The 19,800-nt window shown below is 38.1% G+C and carries 15 protein-coding genes, 3 pseudogenes and 1 riboswitch; of the genes and pseudogenes, 4 read left to right on the plus strand and 14 right to left on the minus strand.

What is annotated here, in order from left to right:
- Window positions 1-23: 23 nt before the first annotated feature.
- From QSJ37_RS04035 to QSJ37_RS04045, 3 genes are all read right to left on the minus strand, one after another.
- The gene (locus QSJ37_RS04035) at window positions 24-1,043 is read right to left on the minus strand and encodes an alpha-ketoacid dehydrogenase subunit beta (protein WP_285753927.1); all 1,020 of its coding nucleotides are present in this window, start codon (window positions 1,041-1,043) and stop codon (window positions 24-26) included.
- A 25-nt stretch (window positions 1,044-1,068) separates the two neighbouring features.
- A complete protein-coding gene (locus QSJ37_RS04040; RefSeq protein WP_081189685.1) occupies window positions 1,069-2,076 on the minus strand; it encodes a thiamine pyrophosphate-dependent dehydrogenase E1 component subunit alpha in 1,008 nt (335 codons plus the stop codon).
- 239 nt (window positions 2,077-2,315) lie between these two features.
- Complete coding sequence (locus QSJ37_RS04045) at window positions 2,316-4,244, minus strand: sigma-54-dependent Fis family transcriptional regulator (RefSeq protein ID WP_285753929.1); 1,929 nt, start codon at window positions 4,242-4,244, stop codon at window positions 2,316-2,318.
- A gap of 329 nt (window positions 4,245-4,573) precedes the next feature.
- On the opposite strand from QSJ37_RS04045, the gene QSJ37_RS04050 reads away from it, so the two are divergent.
- The gene (locus tag QSJ37_RS04050; protein WP_285753931.1) at window positions 4,574-4,948 is read left to right on the plus strand and encodes a YmaF family protein; all 375 of its coding nucleotides are present in this window, start codon (window positions 4,574-4,576) and stop codon (window positions 4,946-4,948) included.
- 382 nt (window positions 4,949-5,330) lie between these two features.
- On the plus strand, window positions 5,331-5,660 hold the full coding sequence (locus QSJ37_RS04055; protein WP_062755459.1) for a thioredoxin family protein: 330 nt from the start codon (window positions 5,331-5,333) through the stop codon (window positions 5,658-5,660).
- Window positions 5,661-6,244: 584 nt separating this feature from the next.
- Here the strand turns inward: QSJ37_RS04055 and QSJ37_RS04060 are convergent.
- Window positions 6,245-7,561, minus strand: a complete 1,317-nt coding sequence (locus QSJ37_RS04060) for a (Fe-S)-binding protein (RefSeq protein WP_089098297.1) — start codon at window positions 7,559-7,561, stop codon at window positions 6,245-6,247.
- Complete coding sequence (gene glcD / locus QSJ37_RS04065; protein ID WP_285753933.1) at window positions 7,561-8,973, minus strand: glycolate oxidase subunit GlcD; 1,413 nt, start codon at window positions 8,971-8,973, stop codon at window positions 7,561-7,563. The genes QSJ37_RS04060 and glcD overlap by 1 nt, the downstream gene beginning before the upstream one ends.
- A gap of 134 nt (window positions 8,974-9,107) precedes the next feature.
- On the opposite strand from glcD, the gene QSJ37_RS04070 reads away from it, so the two are divergent.
- Window positions 9,108-10,238, plus strand: a complete 1,131-nt coding sequence (locus tag QSJ37_RS04070) for a CdaR family transcriptional regulator (RefSeq protein WP_285753935.1) — start codon at window positions 9,108-9,110, stop codon at window positions 10,236-10,238.
- A gap of 76 nt (window positions 10,239-10,314) precedes the next feature.
- Here the strand turns inward: QSJ37_RS04070 and QSJ37_RS04075 are convergent.
- Window positions 10,315-10,603: pseudogene (locus QSJ37_RS04075) on the minus strand (ATP-binding protein); the annotation flags it as partial.
- Here QSJ37_RS04075 and QSJ37_RS18030 point away from each other — a divergent pair.
- Window positions 10,571-11,108: pseudogene (locus QSJ37_RS18030) on the plus strand (transposase); the annotation flags it as partial. The pseudogenes QSJ37_RS04075 and QSJ37_RS18030 overlap by 33 nt on opposite strands.
- 368 nt (window positions 11,109-11,476) lie before the next feature.
- Here QSJ37_RS18030 and QSJ37_RS04085 read toward each other — a convergent pair.
- The 8 genes and pseudogenes from QSJ37_RS04085 to QSJ37_RS04125 all read right to left on the minus strand — a co-directional run bounded on the left by QSJ37_RS04085 (window position 11,477) and on the right by QSJ37_RS04125 (window position 19,787).
- The gene (locus QSJ37_RS04085; protein ID WP_089097447.1) at window positions 11,477-12,049 is read right to left on the minus strand and encodes a DJ-1/PfpI family protein; all 573 of its coding nucleotides are present in this window, start codon (window positions 12,047-12,049) and stop codon (window positions 11,477-11,479) included.
- 62 nt (window positions 12,050-12,111) lie between these two features.
- Window positions 12,112-12,822 (minus strand): iron-sulfur cluster assembly protein, encoded by a 711-nt coding sequence (locus QSJ37_RS04090; protein WP_285753941.1) that lies wholly within the window; start codon window positions 12,820-12,822, stop codon window positions 12,112-12,114.
- Between the two features lie 36 nt (window positions 12,823-12,858).
- The gene (locus QSJ37_RS04095; protein WP_245842339.1) at window positions 12,859-13,887 is read right to left on the minus strand and encodes an amidohydrolase family protein; all 1,029 of its coding nucleotides are present in this window, start codon (window positions 13,885-13,887) and stop codon (window positions 12,859-12,861) included.
- A gap of 562 nt (window positions 13,888-14,449) precedes the next feature.
- Window positions 14,450-15,356: pseudogene (locus QSJ37_RS17925) on the minus strand (transposase).
- A gap of 337 nt (window positions 15,357-15,693) precedes the next feature.
- Window positions 15,694-17,019 (minus strand): Na+/H+ antiporter NhaC family protein, encoded by a 1,326-nt coding sequence (locus QSJ37_RS04110; protein WP_285753949.1) that lies wholly within the window; start codon window positions 17,017-17,019, stop codon window positions 15,694-15,696.
- 109 nt (window positions 17,020-17,128) lie between these two features.
- A riboswitch (SAM riboswitch) is annotated at window positions 17,129-17,234 on the minus strand.
- Between the two features lie 188 nt (window positions 17,235-17,422).
- Window positions 17,423-18,100: a TetR/AcrR family transcriptional regulator gene (locus QSJ37_RS04115; RefSeq protein ID WP_309217973.1), complete on the minus strand. Its 678-nt coding sequence runs from the start codon at window positions 18,098-18,100 to the stop codon at window positions 17,423-17,425.
- Window positions 18,100-18,897: an ABC transporter permease subunit gene (locus QSJ37_RS04120; protein WP_062755319.1), complete on the minus strand. Its 798-nt coding sequence runs from the start codon at window positions 18,895-18,897 to the stop codon at window positions 18,100-18,102. The genes QSJ37_RS04115 and QSJ37_RS04120 overlap by 1 nt, the downstream gene beginning before the upstream one ends.
- A gap of 14 nt (window positions 18,898-18,911) precedes the next feature.
- Complete coding sequence (locus tag QSJ37_RS04125; protein WP_062755321.1) at window positions 18,912-19,787, minus strand: ABC transporter ATP-binding protein; 876 nt, start codon at window positions 19,785-19,787, stop codon at window positions 18,912-18,914.
- Between the last annotated feature and the right edge of the window lie 13 nt (window positions 19,788-19,800).

Raw genomic sequence — 19,800 nt, forward strand, 5'->3', positions numbered from 1 at the left:
CCTCCTGTATTGGAAAATCGATTTTATTCATTTACTAGTTTCATTGCTTCGTTAAAAATTTTGTCTGCATTTGGCAAGACAAATTGTTCAAGCGGACGACTGTATGGAATTGGCACGTCTGGAACGGCCAATCTTCTGACCGGTGCATCCAAATCATATAAACCTTCTTCGGCAGCGATTGCGGCAATTTCTGCCGTCATGCCGTATGATAAGTAATCTTCATCAACTACCAGCAAACGATGCGTCTTTTTAATCGACTGAAGGATCGTTTCACGGTCTAAAGGAACGAGAGAGCGCAAATCAATGACTTCCGCCTGAATGCCATGTTGTTCTAGCCTTTTCGCAGCTTCTAAAGCGTGATGGGTTGTCATTTGGATGCCTACAATCGTAATGTCTGTCCCTTCTCTTACTACTTTTGCCTTGCCGATTGGCACGGTGTACGCTTCTTCCGGAACATGGCCGACGGATGCATCCAATTGATCCATCCATCCTAGTCCTTGCAATGTCTTATGGAACATAAAGACAACTGGATTATCATCCCGGATGGCGGAAATCATCATTCCTTTTAAATCATACGGAGTGGATGGCGCTACCACTTTCATTCCCGGAAGGTGCGCAAAAGTGGCATATAATGTTTGCGAATGCTGGGCAGCGTCGCTGTATCCTCCACCAACGGCTGTCATCAACACCATTGGCAGCTTAACCCGGCCTCCTGACATGTACGGGATTTTTGCCATATGGTTATAAATTTGGTCCATACAGACGCCGAAGAAATCAACGAACATTAATTCAACAATCGGCCGCATTCCTTCTGCAGCGGCTCCAATGGCAGCACCGATAAATGCCGTTTCAGAAATCGGTGTATCGATCACCCTTTCAGGACCGAACTGTTGAAATAATCCTTCTGTTGCCCCGAATATGCCTCCATATACACCGACATCCTCTCCCATGACAAACACATTTGGATCTCTTTCCATTTCTAATCTAATCGCTTCTGCAATCGCTTTATTTCCTGTTAATAAGCGTTGCTTTGTTTTTTGCATTTTGATGACCCCTTTCTATAGTGATTTAGACAAACAGATCTTTTAAAGCATCTTCCGGTTCAGGATAATCGCTTTCGCGCGCGAATTGATAAGCAGCTTCGACTTCTTGCTTCGCCTTATTTTCCAATTCGATCAGCTGTTGTTCTTCTATTCCGTATTCTTTAATTAAAATTTGGCGCATGCGAACAATTGGGTCTTTTTCTCTTAGTAAAGTAACTTCATTTTTATCTCTGTAAACTTCCGGATCTCCTTGGAAATGCCCTAAATAACGGTAAGTTTCAATTTCAATAATCGACGGCCCTTCTCCCTTTCTCGCTCGTTCCACTGCTTCTTTTGAAACATGGTACATTTCGAACGGATCATTATCTTTCACATAATATCCTTTAATTCCATAAGCGACAGCTCTTATATCATTGGATGGAACCGATGTAGATGCGGATTTAGGGACCGAAATTCCGTATTGATTGTTTTCAATCACGACAATAAGAGGCAAATTCCATAGTGCCGCCATATTTAAAGATTCATGGAAAGCCCCTTGATTGGCCGCTCCTTCCCCAATAAAAGCAACCGCTACCCAATCCGTTCCTTTTTTCTTTGCGGCAAGCGCTGCCCCAAGTGCATGCGGAATGCCCGCTCCGACAATTCCCCCGCAGGAAAATTTGACATCCGGATCAAATAAGTGCATATGGCCGCCTTTGCCTTTTCCGAGTCCGGTCACTTTGCCAAAGATTTCAGCGGTCATTCTATTTAAATCTACTCCTTTGGCGATCGCGTGATGGTGCGGACGGTGCGGAGACGTTACCGTATCTTCTTTCTTTAGATGAACACATATACCGACAGCAGCCGGTTCTTGTCCCGTTGCCAGATGCATTTCGCCCGGTACAGGCCCTGCACCGATATTAAAGACAGGGTTCTTTCCTTCGGCATAAGCTTCTGCCATTTTATCCTCGTAATAACGAATTTTGTACATTGTTTCGTACATCCAAGTAAGATGATCCAAAGAAATCGTCGTCAACTTGCTCTCCTCCTTCATTAAAAATAAAACGTTTTCATCTATATTAAGGTGCAAAAAACGTGCCAACATAGGCGGATGAGAGGAAGAAAATCTATAAAATTGATCAGTTTCATCGTTCTATCAAAAAAATCTAGAAGTTTTCTATGAGATGTAGATTCTGCTAATAGTTTTTTAGTAAAAAAATAAAGTGTCCCATTTTGGAACACTTTGTTGCGACATGCTGATACAATTTGATACAAAATGAAACAATTATTTACTTAATAGGAAATATTAAATTTTTTCATTTGCCGATAAAAAGTGCTTCTGGAAATCCCTAAATGTTTGGCTGCTTTCGTGATATTCCCGTTACATAAACGTAATGCCTGGATAATAGATTGTTTTTTGATCTCATCCCTATGTAACGACATCTCCTCCCTTTTTTGCCCTGGAAACATTTGAAACACTTCTTCTGGTAAATCTTTTGCAGATAAAATTGGTTTTGTATTTCGGTTTAACGTTCTTTCTAGTATATTTTGCAATTCCCGAATATTCCCTGGCCAGTCGTACTGAATGAGAGCTTCTAAAAAGTCTGGTCTGATTTCTGGAAACGGCTTGTTTAATTTTTTGCAAAGTTTACCGACAAAGTGATGGACAAGAAGCGGTATATCTTCTTTTCTTTCCCGCAAAGGAGGCAGAGTGATCGGCATGACATTGAGACGAAAGAACAAATCTTCCCTGAAACTTCCCTTTTGGACTTCCTCGCGGAGATTTTTATTTGTGGCTGCAATAATTCGGACATCCACTGGTATCACTTTATGGCCGCCGATCCGCATCACTTCTTTTTCCTGGATGACTCGTAAAAGAAGGACCTGCATTTCCAGAGACATTTCACCAATTTCATCTAAAAAGAGCGTGCCGCCGTCAGCAAGTTCAAATTTTCCAGCGCTTCCTCCTTTTTTGGCTCCCGTAAAAGCCCCTTCCACATAGCCGAACAGTTCACTGCCGAGAAGATCGCGAGGAATTCCGCCGCAATTGATGGCAATAAACGGTTTGTTTTTTCTCTTGCTCGCGTTATGGATGGCTTGTGCGAACATTTCTTTTCCCGTTCCGCTTTCCCCTAATATTAAAACGTTGGAATCGGTTGCTGCGGCAAGTTTGGCTTCATTTAGTTTTTGAATGAAATGCGGATGCTGTCCGATAATATCATCAAACGTTATTTTTGCCTGATTTCCGGATAAACAATTGACAAATTGGCGCACTTTTTCGATTTCTTTCAGCATGATCATCGAACCAATCCAACGTTTGTCTTTATAAATGGGGATTTTATCGATCATTACATGATGGATATTTCCTGATGGCTTCACTTTTAAATGGAGTTCCTTGTTTTGCAGATAGACAGGCTTATTCGAAACAATAGATTTATTTGTAAAAATTTCGTTGATCTTTTTCCCTTCTAGATGCGATTGATCGAGACAAAGAAGTTTCTTCAGCTGATCATTGGCTTTTATAATTTTTCCTTCTGTATCAATAATTAAGATACCCTCTTTCATATTATTGGTTGTCGCTTCAAGAAACCTTTGCATCATGATATTTTTTTCCGTATTTTCATTTAATTTCAACTGATACTCAATAGCTTTGACTGCTGAAACCACCATGCCCAACGTATGAGGATGCACCTTTTCATATGGGCCGGAGACATTTAATACTCCGATAATGTTGCCTTTGGAATCATGAATCGGGGCTGCGGAACAAGTCCATGATTGACATATTTGCGAATAATGTTCCTCAGCAAATATTTGTACAGGCTGATCGATAACAATGGATGTTCCAATTGCATTGGTGCCCATGGTTTGTTCGCTCCAATCAGCTCCCTCGACAAAGCCGATTTTAGCAGCCATTTCTAGTGTATCGGGATCACCAATTGATTTTAATAGCTGTCCTTCTTCGTTGCAAAGGATGACTAAAAATCCGGATCCCTTTACGATGGAATAGAGTCCTTCCATTAATGGCATGGACCAATCAATAAGATTTCTATACCGTTCTATTTCGATTTTTTTTATATGGCCATATGGCTGAAAAGGATCTACCTTCCATTTTTTTGATCGAATCCATGAGTCTTTGACAATGGGGGAAAGCTTTTCATCTAGTTCATTTTCAAAAATAAAGCGCTTCCACATTTCTTTGACATCCTCCCGCCGACTATTCACGCCAAAACACCTCCGCCACATATCAAGGGGTTGGTGGTTTATCCGTGAACTAGTTTGCTATTTTTCACCATCAGAATGAAGCGACTATAGACTTAGGATGTTGTCGGTGTTTAAAGCATGCGACCTAGTCCATTCCGGCTGTTTTTCTATATTGTAGCATTGAAAATTGGTATGATGCCAAAAAAACGGATTGAGTTGGACAATCAGTTTTGATAGATTTAAATTCATTTTCTATGCTTTCTTCTTTTGTTTGGCAGACAATACTCCCCCATAACATCTAGACGACCATCATCATATGATATACGGAAAATGAATGAAGGGGAAAAACGATGGAGATACCTGTTAGCGGATATTTAGTTCATTCCGATGATTCGGACACACATCACTCCCATAACCTGTATATTACTACTTGGGATGGCAGACCTGTGCATGTCCACCAATTCTCCGGGGTTACTTCTTATGACGCGGGCCATAGACATCAATATGTTGGCGTGACAGAACCCGCGCCAAGCGGTGTTCCACATACACACCGTTATTTTACATTTACATCCTTCGATGATGGGCATAGGCATGAGATAAGAGGCGTTACCGGACCGGCTATTCCACTTCCAGGCGGGGGACATTATCACGAATTCTCCGGCGTTACAACAATCAGCGGACGAATTCCTCACTCGCACCGATACAGAGGAAGAACAAGCGGATGAATAAACTCGATGTGAACCACACAATCAGCACTTGCCTCAAGATAACGTGTATATGGCATCGCCAGTGAGCACCTGTATCTCTGATTCTACAATTCTTCTATAATCAAAGTGTTGCAAAGCAAAAACTCAAAATTTACCCATAATGGCGCGTGCAATAAACAGCGATGAAATCCATATCTACGAGGCTACTCTAACCCATGCTCTTTCACTGGTTAAATGCATGTTCAATCGAATAGCAAAAACCAAACAGCCGCTCTCCTCCTTTTCAACAATATCAGAGCAGATGACTGCAGTATATCAGAAATAAGAATTCTTGCAGCTTACTGTAGTATAATGTTGTTGGAAATCAGCATGGAAGGAGACGAAATGAACTTTGAATGCAATGAATGAACTATTTTCCATAGAAGAAATCGAGCAGTTCGTAAGCAACCATCATTTAGCATTTTTATACATCTCGAAAACAAATTGCGGTGTTTGTCATGCGTTGCTGCCAAAAGTGAAAAAAGTCATGGCGGAATTTCCAAAAATTCAGATGGCCTTTGTCAACGCCGATGATGTCCCAAACATAGCAGGACACCTTTCCATATTTACCGCACCTGTTTTGATTTTATATGTCGATGGAAAAGAAGTTTTACGAGAGGCAAGATTTGTTCATGTTGAACAGTTTAAAGAGAAAGTGAAAAAGATTTATTTTTTAGCGGAGCAATCATGACTTGTTTACGTGGTGAAGCCACCATTTTGGCTGTGGTTCGATCATCTCACAAGCGGAAACGCTAACGAATGTATTCATGCGTTGAGTCTTCGATATATGATAAGCCGATCGAATCATCGATCGGCTTGAAGTCATAAAAGGTATTCTCGTTCTACGAAGAGAATGAGGCTGCTTAAGCAGCCGGACTGCATAATCAAACGAAAACAAATAGCAGCGCTTGACCTTTACTAGCTAACTCCTCAAGCAAAATCTTCCAATAATTAGAATGAGGTCTGGAATAAACGGAAACGCTTGGCCATTTCATTCATCGTTAAAGCTTTATGTTCTGCCAACTGTAATGATATCTTGGCGGTGCTTGAAATAACGGAATACACGCTCGAAACATTTCGTTGCTTTTCTTTTTTGATGTTTAATTTGAAACTCTAATAAAGGAAGTTTTCAATTAAGAAAAACACCTGAAATGACTTCACCATTACACATAATCCTCCCGGACCAAAGACTACGGCTTGGTATTAAAAATTGGAACAATTTCAACAACAAAACTTCAAATTTCAAATTATATAAAACATATTACTTATTGTTTGTTATTTCGTTGCTTCTAACAATAGATCAACAATATGAACAGCTTTTACATCTTTTAGTCCTTCTCTTTCAATTCCAAGCTTCATTTGCATTAAACACCCTGGATTTGCTGTTACTACTGTCGTTGCTTTTGTTTCCTTCATTTTTTCCATTTTATGATCTAAAATTTTCATGGATGTTTTCGGTTCGACAATGTTATATATACCTGCAGATCCGCAACAACTATCAGCATTTTCCATTTCTATGAATGTTACTCCTTTAATTGAACGAAGTAATTCTCTGGGAGCTTTCGAAGTTTTCATGACGTTTCTTAAATGACAAGAATCTTGATATGTTACGATTTGATCAGGGAGAGAAAGACGATATTTTTTGTGAAAATTAAGCTCAAATAAAATTGCAGTAATGTCTTTTATTTTTGCAACAAATTTTTTAGCACGCTCTGACCATTGTGGATCATCTTTTAATAAATGGTCATATTCAATCAAGAAAGCACCGCATCCACCTGCGTTTGTAATAATAAATTCGACATTGCTTTTTTCAAATGCTTCAATATTTTGTTTCGCTAGTTCTTTCGCTAGTTCTTTTTCTCCACTATGACCATGTAAAGCACCGCAACATGCTTGTGTTTTGGGAATAACTATTTCACACCCAGCTTTTTGTAATAATTGAATCGTGGCGTTATTAGTTTCGAGAAACAACGTATCCATTAAACATCCGGAAAAGAAAGCAACAGTTGCTTTTTTCGTCACTTTCGGCGGTATATATTCAGATCGCTGTTTCAATGTTTTTCTCTTAGGAACATCAGGCAATATTTTTTCCATCTCCCTGAGATGATCATGAAATAGTTTCATGAATCCTATTTTACGTGCCACTTTTTGAAGTCCAGATCTTTGATAAAATCCAACTAAGCTAGTTATGTTTATTAAATTACTTTTCTTAAGAAATAGTTGTTTAAAAACCGCATTTCGAACTGCTCGCACAGGTAAAGAATGTTTTTTATTTTGGTTTATTATGTCTCTTGCTTCTTCTAATAAATGTCCATAATTCACACCTGATGGACATACTATCTCACACGCACGACATCCTAAACATAAGTTTAAAGACTTCTCAAATTCATCATCTGGTTGAATGACCCCATCATATACTGCCTTCATTAAAGAAATTCTTCCTCTTGGTGATTGGCTTTCTTTATACCCAGATACAATGTATGTTGGACAAGATGGTAAACAAAAACCGCATTTCATACAATTTAATAGCTCATCTTCGTCCATACGTTCCTTGAATGCTTTTTGAATATTTTGTTTTTCTGATTCCGTCATCATTTTGATATCACCACACGTTTTCGTGTATCTTTTGCGAATAATTTCCCAGGATTCATAATATTGTTGGGATCTAATGCATCTTTTATCGATTTCATCACACTGATTCCAGATTTTCCTAATTTCCATTCTAAATAAGGCGCTTTCATGGCTCCTACTCCATGTTCTCCAGTAATTGTTCCTCCAAGTTCAATGGCCTTTTCAAATATTTCAGCAAAAGCTTTTTCCACTCGTTCCATCTCATCTTTATTACGAATATCTGTCGTACATGTAGGATGAAGGTTTCCGTCTCCCGCATGACCAAACGTGCATATTTTTACATTATATTTTTTGGCTATTTCATTAATGGCTTTGACCATTTTTGCAATTTCTGATCTTGGAACAGTAGCATCTTCTAAAATGGTTGTTGGTGCCAGTCTGGCTAAAGCGGACAAAGCGGTACGTCTCGCTGTTCGTAAAGCTTCGGCTTCTTCTTCAGACTGGGCAATTTGTACAGATACAGCATTTTCACTTCTGCATATTTCTTCTATGATCTTCATATCTTTATTCACATTTTCAGGGGTTCCATCTTGTTCAATAAGTAATACAGCTTGCACATCTGTTGGGAGACCGATTTGTGAATATTCCTCCACTACTTTTAACGTAGGCTGATCTAAAAACTCTAAGGTTGCCGGGATTACTTTATTCGCAATAATTTTCGATACGGAACGCGCAGCAGCTTCTAAATTTTGAAATAAAGCGAGCATTGTCTTTTTTGACTCAGGTAGTGGGATAAGCTTCAATGTTGCTTCTGTAATCACTCCTAAAGTGCCTTCAGAACCTACAAATAATCGCGTTAAATCATACCCTGCTACATCTTTAGCTAGTTTTCCTCCTGTTCGAACAATTTCTCCATTAGGAAGAACTACCTCTAAAGCCAATACATAATCACGAGTTACTCCATATTTAAGTCCTCTTAACCCACCAGAATTTTCGCTTATATTACCTCCAATTGTTGATATTTTCATTGAGCTTGGGTCTGGAGGGTAAAACAAGCCTTTTTGTTCCACCGCTTTGATTAAATCAAGTGTGATGACTCCTGGTTGACAAGTGACGGTTAAGTTTTCCTCATCGATCTCTAAAATTTTGTTCATATGTTTAAATAGAAGAACAATTCCCCCTTCAACAGGACAAGTACCAGCGCTTAAGTTAGTACCCGAGCCTCGCGGAACAATTGGTATTTTATATTCATTACACAATTGAAGTATTTTAGATACTTCTTCTGTATTTCTAGGTGAAATTACCGCGTCCGGAATCGATTGAAAATTAGGAGTAGCATCATATGAATATACTAACCTTTCTACTTCAGAATCTTCAAAATTTTCTTCCCCCACAATATTTATTAATCGATTCTTCACATCAGGAGTAATCATTAAAACCCCTCACTTTTATCATTTTCGTTTTATTATAAAGAATGAAGGTCATATTATCTATGTATGATGATATAATTAAAATACAAAAAATACCTTTTTTATTGTTTTTTAGACCAAAAAGGTGGTGATACGAAATGCATTTGTCCCCAAAGCTAGCTTCTAAAATTATTTCAGAGGTTCAGGAAGTAGTCAAAGAGGATATCATATTAGTTGATATTAATGGGACCATTATATCCTCTACTGACGAAAGTAGAATTGGTTCTTTTCATGAAGGAGCTATGATTGTTATTAAGTCCAAACAAAAGCTTTACATTGATCAAGTCAAAGCACGAGTGCTTAAAGGCGTCAAAGCAGGAATCAATATGCCCATTATGTTTAATAAGAAAGTAATAGGGGTTATAGGAATAACTGGCGAACCGAAACAAGTGGAGCCTTATGCAGACTTAATTAGAAGAATGACAGAACTCATTATACAAGAAGCGTATTATACCGAAAGAAACGAATGGGAAATAAGAGGAATAGAATCGTATCTTTATGAATGGATCAACGCTTCATCTGTAGATAAAGATTTTTTAGAGCGCGGGTTTATGTTAGGAATTCCTGTGTATGACGCTCATATTTGTACACTCATGGAATTAGAGATACAAACATTAAATGATTACGACATTCATCGAATTCAAAAAGAAATCATAGAGTTGTTTTATGCTATTTTCGGGAAAGAAAAACATTTTATTGTCCGATGGGGGCAAGAGCGCTTTTTAACATTAAAAAAGATGGATGCTTCTTATAAACAAAATTATTTTTACAGTCAGTTAAATGATTTTAAAAAAAGATTCGAAAGCAGATACAAAAGCGCTTTAGCTATTGGTGTAGGAAAAACAGTTTGCAAACACATGATCAATAAATCTTTTAAAGAAGCACAAAAAGCATTAAAGGTAGCTCGAAAAAATAAAGGCATTGTATTTTATGAGGATCTCATATTAGAAATCATCTTGGAAGATATTCCAACAGAGATACAAAAGGATTTTTTAAAACGAACGATTCATACGATTGAAAAAGACCAAATTCTAGTCGAAACTTTACAACACTATATTAACAATAATCAATCGATCAAAAGAACTGCAGAGGAAATGAATATCCATATTAATACACTGCACTACCGTTTAAATAAAATCAAAGAGCTAACAGGAATTAACCCTAAAACAACAGAAGGAATTGTAATATTTTATATATCATTAATGTTATTGAATTCTTTGAATAATTAAGTCCGCATAATTGTGTAATATCAAGGCCGATTATTTTTTCCCCAAAATCCCCGGTTTAAAACTCCCCAGAAGGACCTCATTGATCCTTCTGTTTTTCTTCTTGGAGCCTCTTTTCCCGTAATCGATAGCTTTCCTCCTTTAGGTTGAAAATGATGGAATGATGTAGTAATCGATCTAACATCGCCGTCGCAAGAACTGAATCTCCCACGATTTCTCCATTCTCCAAAGCTTTTGTTGGAGATTAGGATAATCAGGACATATTCGTACCGACGGGCGATCACCTGAAATAAGTAATGTGCGCTGTTCGGGGCCAGTTTTAAGCATCCCATTTCATCCATAATGAGAACGATTGGCTTCACAAACATCAGAGTGAAGGATCATCTAAACTGTTGGAACAATTCCCGAATCAAATTCTCAAGACGCAAGTTGAAGAATAGCTGAAGCACGCCGTTATAAGCGTACGGAAGGACAAAAAGACGATTCGAAACGGGTGCTGACGCCACCGGGTAGCGGTTGACCTTGCGCATTCCATGAGAGGTGGGGAGTTCTCCATCGAACTGTTTAGACGATATCAACGGAGTGAACAAGCTCTAGTACTGACACGAATGGAAATGGTGGTAACGGGTGGTTACGCGAAAGGTGACGCAAATCACCAAGGAGTTGTGCGGGACTTCGTTTTCCAAGTTCATGGTCTCCTAGCTGTACAAGGAGCTAGATCCGATTATCCAGGACTGGAATTTCCATTCCTTGCATGAACACGTATATCCGTTTGTACTGGTGGATACCATTTATGCAAATTATACAAATGTCCAGGAGAATGGACGAGTGCACTCCAGAGCTGTTTTGATCGCCACGGGAGTGAATGAGGAGGACATCGGCAAATGTTGTTCGGTGAGGTAGCCGGTAGGGAGACTTGCCGGACTTACCTATTAATAGGTCAAGCCATCGATTCCGCGGTGTCTATCAAAGGGGAATTTACACAATAATATTTGGACTTGTAGATGATAAGGCAATCGAACATTCGGACACATGTTCGACATTCTGATTATTCTCTCAAATTGCCTCATTAAACAAACTTCATTAAAAATAATCCTTGCTCATTTGATCTCCTCCGCTCACACCTTTGATTCGATTGTAAACGTATTTTTTTCATAATGAAACAAAAATCCCGAATATCGGACCTTTTTAAAGTATCTGATATTCGGGGTACATTTCGGATACATCAGCCTTTTTATTATTTAAACAGAAGCTTTTTCTCTTATATTCAACAATTTAAAGAATTCTCTCATGAATCCCGGTAAATCCGGCCAAGCATGCCCTGATACAATGTTTCCATCAACATGAAGCATTTTTTCCACATAAATAGCGCCTGCTGCTTCCACTTCTGGTCTACAAGCAGTGTAAGCCGTCATCTCTCTTCCTTTAATATATTCTCTTACAGTTGTTAAGACTAATTGTCCATGACAGATAACCCCAAGAGGTTTATTTTCTTTTAAAAAGTGAGCAGCAATTTCCTGAACTTTTGGATTCATACGAATATATTCAGGCGCACGCCCTCCTGGAATAATTAATCCATCATAGTCGGCAGGATTAATCTCATCTACTGATGCATGAGATTCGATTTTATATGCCCATTTTTCTGTAAAAGTCTCCATTTCAGGAAGAAAATCATGAACAACTGTCTGAAGCTTCTTTTTAACAGGAGAGGCAATTGTACAATTAATATTTTCTTCAATACAACGATAATAAGGATAAAACACTTCTAATGCTTCAGCAGCATCACCAGTAATAATAAGAACATTTTTACTCATCTTACATCACCTTTCCTTTTATATTATTAATTAAATTATTTGCAGACTGTTAAAATAATGAATCATTTTACCAAACCGCCTTCATGGGCATTAGGCAAATTATATCGTGTCTCTAATAATCCCCGGCAATAATGGGCATTAAACTCCATACTCAACCGTGTCAGCTTGGCGCCTTGCAAGTAATCCGAAAACTCTTCTTCAGACAATGGTTTATCTTCTGGAGTTGTTATGGCCAATATACTTGAGTGATTTAATACTTTTTTCTTCTCCAAATACTTTTCTCTTAACAACTTCCCTTCTTCGGGCAGGGGCAGTTCATTTAATTCTTGAAGAGATAAGGACGTGATCTCTTTCTTTGTCATACCCCTATTTAGAAGATACTTAATAAGTTTCTCTTGCCTTGCATAGTAAGCTTTTATATCAAATATTTTACGCAATTCTTCGAGGTCTCCGTCAGATAAAGCGCCGAAGACTTCGCTAAATGATTTTCCTGCTGATGCTCCGTGATTAATTTCATCGGATGCACAATGATCCAGTAAATGAACTTGAACCGTTTTTACCCATTCTAACTCAGACACATATTTCCTTATATCTTCAGCCATGATGTATGCAAAGTTAGGAGAACACCAATAAGTTGGAAGACGAATGACTACTTCAACATGATTGTCTTTAATTACAACATGGTCGATAAATCCCAACTCTGTTAACGGCTGGTCCAGTTCAGGATCATACACTTTTTCAAGCATGCTATACACTTGCTTTTCTTCATCCATTAACTTCGATGCACCCCCCATTCAATGGATTATCAGTTATGCTGTTTGTCTAGATAGTTTGCAATTTTTTAACTTTTGTTTTTGCTCTTCGATATCAATGTTATACAATCTCGCTACATTTCCTGCTAAAATCTTTTTCTTAACTTCCAAATCAAATGTAACTCCAGTTTCTTCTTGTATATCTTCTGGAAGTTCAAATTCAAGAAACTTTTCAATGATCCACTTCGGTTCCCATATAGCATAATCACTTCCAAAAATGATTCGGTCTTCATCAAGCCAGTACAACAATTCACTAATAATTTGAGCAAAATAACGAGGTCGAGTATGAATTAAAGCAATGGCAACTGCCAAACCTGCATAGACATTTTTCTCTTGTGTAGCAATCCAACAAAAATCTTCTAATCTTGGAAGCCCTACGTGTTCTACAATAAAGTTAAGTTCAGGGAAACAACTTGCTGCATCATCAACATCTGCTACGTCAAATGCATCCCGATTTAAAGGAGTGATCGTTGGACCCTTATGAATATGAATATTTCTTATCCCCAGCTCTTGGCATTTTTCAAGATATCTTTTTGACCAGTCATCAGATAGTTTATAGCCCTTTGAATTACCGTACCAATCAGCTGTATATAACTTGACACCTTGCCAGTTGTATTTTTCTTTATTTTCTTCTAATTTTTCTAAACCTCGTTCACCATGTCGGGGATCGAATGTTCCATTGCAAATAAAACGATTAGGGTACTTTTTTGAAAGTTCCTCATTTGCATCAAAATTACCAAAACCATTTTTATAAAACTCTTTTAGAAGAACTGGTTGGAAAATCGCCATATCCACATATCCTTCAATAAACACATCATTCACAAGTTTTTCTGGAGAATACTTTACGAACTCATCTTTAGGCCACCAATATTCTTTCGGACTTAGATTTTTGTGATAATCATAAAAGCAACTAATAAATTGTTCTCCGTGGATATTTAATTGATTCTCCTTACTTCCATCCCATAAGGCAATGTGTGCATCAATAATAAAAATTTCTTCACCATTAGATGTTTTGATCAATTCCATTCCCCCCTCACATTAGATTAATTTTCAATTGAAAGCGGTATCATTTTTTCGGATGTCCATAGAAAAGTATTTTTGTAGGTAAGAATATTTTTAGTTTTCATTTTATTTAGAAAATTCTAATCAAATTATACTTGGTTAATCCACTATTTGAAATATATACTTAAACAAAAAACAGCAAATTTTGCCATCAATTTTTTGGGTGATGAAACAAAACTTTTTATAATCTAAAATTAAAGCACATACCCCTGTCAAGTAGACAATGAAAAAGAGTATATTATGATGCCATGGACTTTTCTCGATATTCCATCAGGGAAAGGCCGTTCAGCAATACGCATTTTCCAAATCTAATATTGTGACAGGAAGGTTGGAACAACATAAAAAAATGGGTAATTCACCATTTACTCAATCCTAGAAACATGTTAGCTGGATGAAACAGGTTCATCCGATGGGCTCCTTCTTCCGCATACGGACCACCAAGTTGGTAGAATGGAAACAGTCAAGTGCTTTCCTTGACAGGTTCCATTCTACCAACTATCATACCGATAGCGGAAGAAGTGAGAGCTTAGGCAGCCTGACTGCCTGTAGTGTTCCCTGTACACTCCAGAAATACACGCAAACGAAACCGTTCTCGATTTCGATAGCCAATGCCCGGCGTTTGATGTTTTTGATCTTGTGATTCGTTCCCTCCATTCGAGTAGCCTTTTATATAGAAGGAATCTAGCCTTTTTCAATGAGGAGAATTCCTTCTCGCTTGATCCAGGGCTTGTGTCACCTTTTGAACCACATGGTACTTATCGATCACAATCGAAGCAGATGGAAACAGAGCACGAACCGCCTTGTGATAGGGTTCCCACATGTCAAGAATCACGGTTTGCACCATTTCTTTCGACAGGACGTTTTGATTCAACAAGTTGATGGCGGAGTCACATTGGCGGTCGGCATGCAATCCCATGACCGATCCTGCTTTGGCATCCATCAATACGGTTTCATACTGATGTCCCTTTTTTACCGCGGTTTCATCTAAGCTAAGCACCATCCCTTCTGGAGAAGAGGCCTCCATCGCTGCTTGGCGCTCTTTTGCTTTTTTCGATGCGATGGAGTAATAAATGCGTTCCAATGTCGTATATGGGATACGGTGCTTTCAGCCTTCACAAAGTTCATACAAGTACTCGCAACATGATTGGTGTAATGTTGGTTTGGTGGAATCGATTCGAAAGAGGCAGAAAACACTTGGAAACAATTCCAGCATCGATAACGCTTCACCTCTACGAACAAGTACACCGGTTGACGGAAAATCGCTAAATCCCGTACTTTTCGTGTCCGTCTGTCATGGACAGTGGAAGTAAGAAACCCACAATGTGGACAACGTTCTTGTGTCTCTGTTTTCTCCACATGAATCGCATAACCATAGGAAAGAAGTTCTTGTTTAACAATTTGAATTCTGGCAATCCTAGTGATATAGAAAGCACTTGCGAAGCCTCCTTATGTTTGTTTCATCGCTGACATTATTGCCAGGATTTCGTTAATGCTTTCTCTTTTTTATCACTAAATCACAAAATTTGGTGATGAACCTATTTTTTATTACTCTCTTCTCTTAATTTATTTTTGTGAAATATTCATAAATTATATTAGAAATGTTTAATGTTGAACAAGTCAACCAGCTTATTAAAGAAAGATTTCAACTTTGCAAAATTATTCACTAATATACTCTTTTTTCGATCATAAAAAATAGAATCGCTCCATTTGGTGAAAATGAAAGCTGACTCAACATCGCTCCAAGGGATGCTTTGAGTCAGCCCCTTTCCTTTATACCGCTTTATTCGCTTGTAAGTCTGCCTTTACTTCTTTTTGTGTTTTTAATTTTGGAAAGTCAAACACAATCGCGATCATGCCACAAACTCCAATTAAGAATGGGTAGAACGAATACTGCAAAATACTTAATGGTGAAATGGAAGCAACACCTGCTGCCACAAGCATTTGCGCACCATATGGGATGAGCCCCTGGAAACAGCATGAGAAAATATCCAATATGCTGGCAGATTTACGCGGATCAATGTCATATTGATCAGCAATGTTTTTTGCAAGTGGACCAGCAATTAAAATGGAGATCGTATTGTTTGCTGTTGAAAGATTTGTTAAGCTCACTAATCCCGCGATGCCGAATTGTGCCCCTTTTTTTGACTTTACATTTCTTGTTACTAATTGAAGTAAATAATCGATTCCACCGTTATGTTTAATGACTTCCACCATACCGGAAATTAAGATCGCAAGCAATGACAATTCCTGCATTCCGGCGACCCCGTCACCGATGGCTTGAATGAGGCCCATTGCACTGTAGCTTCCATCAAGAAGACCGATGATTCCTGCTAATAAAATACCGCCTGCTAACACGACTAGTACATTAACGCCCATTAATGCTGTTATTAATACACCAAGGTAAGGTAAAATTTTCATCCAATTAAAAGATTGATTCGTAATTTCCGCTTGCTCTCCAGCAGTAATGGCCCAGAAAAGAACGATGGTGATGATTGCCGCTGGTAAAACAATGAAAAAGTTCACCTTAAACTTTTCTTTCATTCTTGTATTTTGTGTACGAACTGCCGCAATCGTTGTATCAGAGATAAAAGATAGGTTATCTCCAAACATAGCACCGCCAATGACAGCTGCCATAGATAATGCCAAAGAAATATCGGTTTGTTCACTAATTCCGACTCCAATCGGCGCTAACGCTACAATCGTTCCCATGGACGTTCCCATCGAAATGGAGATAAAACATCCAATGACAAATAAACCGGCTATTAATAAATTTTGCGGAACAACGGAAAGAGCCAAATTAACCGTTGATTCAACAGCCCCCATTTTTTTAGTTACTTCCGAAAATGCTCCTGCTAATAAGAAAATGATGACCATTAACATGACATCGGCATTTCCAGCCCCTTTTGTGAACACTTCCACTTTCTTCGTTAAAGACTCTTTCCGATTCATCATCAACGAAATACTTGCCGCAATCAAAATTGCTACAATGACTGGAAATTTATAAAAATCGCCTGTAACCACGCCTGCACCAATGAACAACACTAAAAAGATCACAAACGGAAATAACGCAAATAGATTGCCTTTTCTTAACTCCACTCTTTCCACCTCATTTTATGTTTTTTTGAAGGAGCTTTCCACTTAGAGAAAAGGCCTCTTCTTATCTGAACATAAGAAGAGGCCTTATACGTATCTATATAAGAAACCCTTCTTATCTTTCAAGCACAATGCTTGCTGGATTTGGCACAGCACTCGAAAACGAGTCCGCTGCCGAGACTTCTTCGGGCCAGTCCCTCCGCCTCTCTAGATAAGAAGATGAGCGGTTGTATTTCGTTATATAAAACAAATAAAAGATTACAACATATTCATCTATTGTGCAATACACTTTGATAATGTCTTATTTTTAAATAATTTTAAATAAATCTTAAAATTATACTTGTGTAACATTAATAATATGCAAAAATCCCGTAGCAAAACGCCACGGGAAAAGAAATCAAAAACTCTATTCTGGTTTATAGATTCCATATTTAATAATCTTAAGATATTCATTCAGTTCCCTTATCAAAGACTCCACACCACTCATGACATCCATTTGCTTATTTTTGTATATAGCCATATACTTATTAGACAGCTGTTCGGCAATCAACATGGTCATGCGGATCACGGTATCCACGGAAATATCCTCTCTAAGTTTTTCCGTTTGGATCAGATCTTTAATATAGACATGCTTCAGCAAAAAATCTTCCTGATAAGCTTCGTAATGTTTCTTAATAATTTCTTCCATTTCCTTCTTTACTGCCACTGGAGGATTAGTAAAGGCATCCGTAATAAACTGAGTTTCTTGGAGATACTGAACCGTTAGTTTTTGTTTCAACAGGACGATTTCTTTGATCCTTTCAAAGAAATCATCAGATTGGATTTTTTCCATTTCTTCCATTGCTAGTTCCGTCAGAAAGTCCTTCACATAATTCACTAAATAAAGGTATAAGTTTTTCTTGCTCTTAAAATAATGAAAAAGTATTCCCTTGGAAATTCCCGCCCGTCTCGTAATAACATCTGTAGAGGTCTTTTCATAACCATTCTTCACAAATTCCTCGATGGCCACTTTGATGATCAAGTCTTTTTTCTCTTTAGGCTGCTTTTCAAATGCTGAATACAATTTTAACACCTCTAATTTCATTAGACTGCAATATCTTTCTTTTTATATACCATATATGAAGCGAAGATACTAATCAAAATAACCGCAGCCATAATAAAGATATACAAAGGCTCAATCTCGTTATCATTAATAATGGAGGCGGCGTCCACATATTTAAACGGGCTTATATATTTTAGGAACTCTAAGTCTTCCGATATCCCTGCCATCACATTCATAAAGTAGGCAGCTAGGACAATCCCCAGTGAGATCGAAAGGATGTTTCTTGTTTTTTTCATCATCGACGACAACATAAACGCAATTGCACCGAACGTCAAATGAAGCAATATCGTTGCGGCGATTAATAAACTAAATGTGTCTGTCGGAACATCCGGGTCTTTTGCAAATTGAAATCCAATGATGCTTGCTACGGCTGAAACTACGTTAAAAATCAAAATATTTACCAAAACGGCCAGAAGTTTTTCTGTTACGATTCGGCTTCTTGTGACAGGCTTTGACAACAAAAATTCAATCGTTTTTTCATTTTCTTCTTTGGCCAGAATATTGGATGCAAAGATTGCCGAGTATATGCTTCCTAACAGGGTGGTCATCATATAAATTTCTACCCCGTAAAAACCCATCAAATCTCCCATGTTTAACTCATTCATTCCGAACGCTTTTTTAATCGATTCCGGATAGGCCTCAAGGAGTTTGGTCATTTCTTTTTGCTGCTCGGCAAACTGAGGATAAATACTTAACGTCAATAAAATAAGCCCGCTGAGCACGATGCTCCAAATGATCAATGATTTTAAATTTCGCTTAAACTCTCTCTTAAAAATCATTTTCGATCCTTCCCTCACTTTTCATAGTAATGCATAAATACTTCTTCAAGAGTCGGTTCTCCGATTAATAGATCCTTAACCGGCAGAGTATTTAATTTATGCAGAAGCGCCTTCATATCCCCGCTGTAAAGCAGTGTCATTTCATTGCCGTTTACCTCTTTCTTAACTACTCCTTCCAGATTGAAGTCGATTGGTCCCGATTGGTCAAAAGTAATCGTGATATTTTTCAAATTGTTCTTTGTGAGATTTTCAATCGTTTCTACTTTAATAAGCTCCCCTTCCTTAATAATAGCGACCCGATCACACATTTTTTGCACTTCAGAAAGAATATGGGAGGAGAAAATGATCGTTGCCCCCTTCTCTCTTTCCTCCGCAAGAAGTTCAAAAAAGGTGTTTTGCATTAGCGGGTCGAGTCCACCTGTCGGTTCATCTAAAATTAGAAGTTTTGGCTCATGCAAAAGCGCCTGGACAATCCCAACCTTTTTTCGGTTTCCAAATGAAAGATCCTCAATTTTTCTATTAAGATCCAAGTCAAGTCTTTCTGCCAGTTCTTTCATTCTCTTTGAATCAAATTTTTTGTAAAAGCCAGCGGAGTATTTTAATAAATCGATCACCTTCATATCATCATAATAATGGACTTCAGACGGCAGATAACCGACGTTTTGTCTTATTTCTTTTGAGTGTTTGATGATATCCTTTCCGAAAATAGTCGCACTTCCGCTAGTCGGATATATGAAATTTAAAAGTGTTCGAATGGTTGTGCTCTTGCCTGCTCCGTTCGGGCCGATAAAACCAAAAATTTCCCCTTCTTCAATGGAAAATGTAAGGTTTTTTATTCCCCTGTTTTTTTTATACGTCTTGGTCAAATTCTTGACGTCTACAATTTTCATACTTCCCACTCCT

The organism is Parageobacillus sp. G301, assembly GCF_030268025.1.
GTDB lineage: Bacteria > Bacillota > Bacilli > Bacillales > Anoxybacillaceae > Parageobacillus_B > Parageobacillus_B toebii.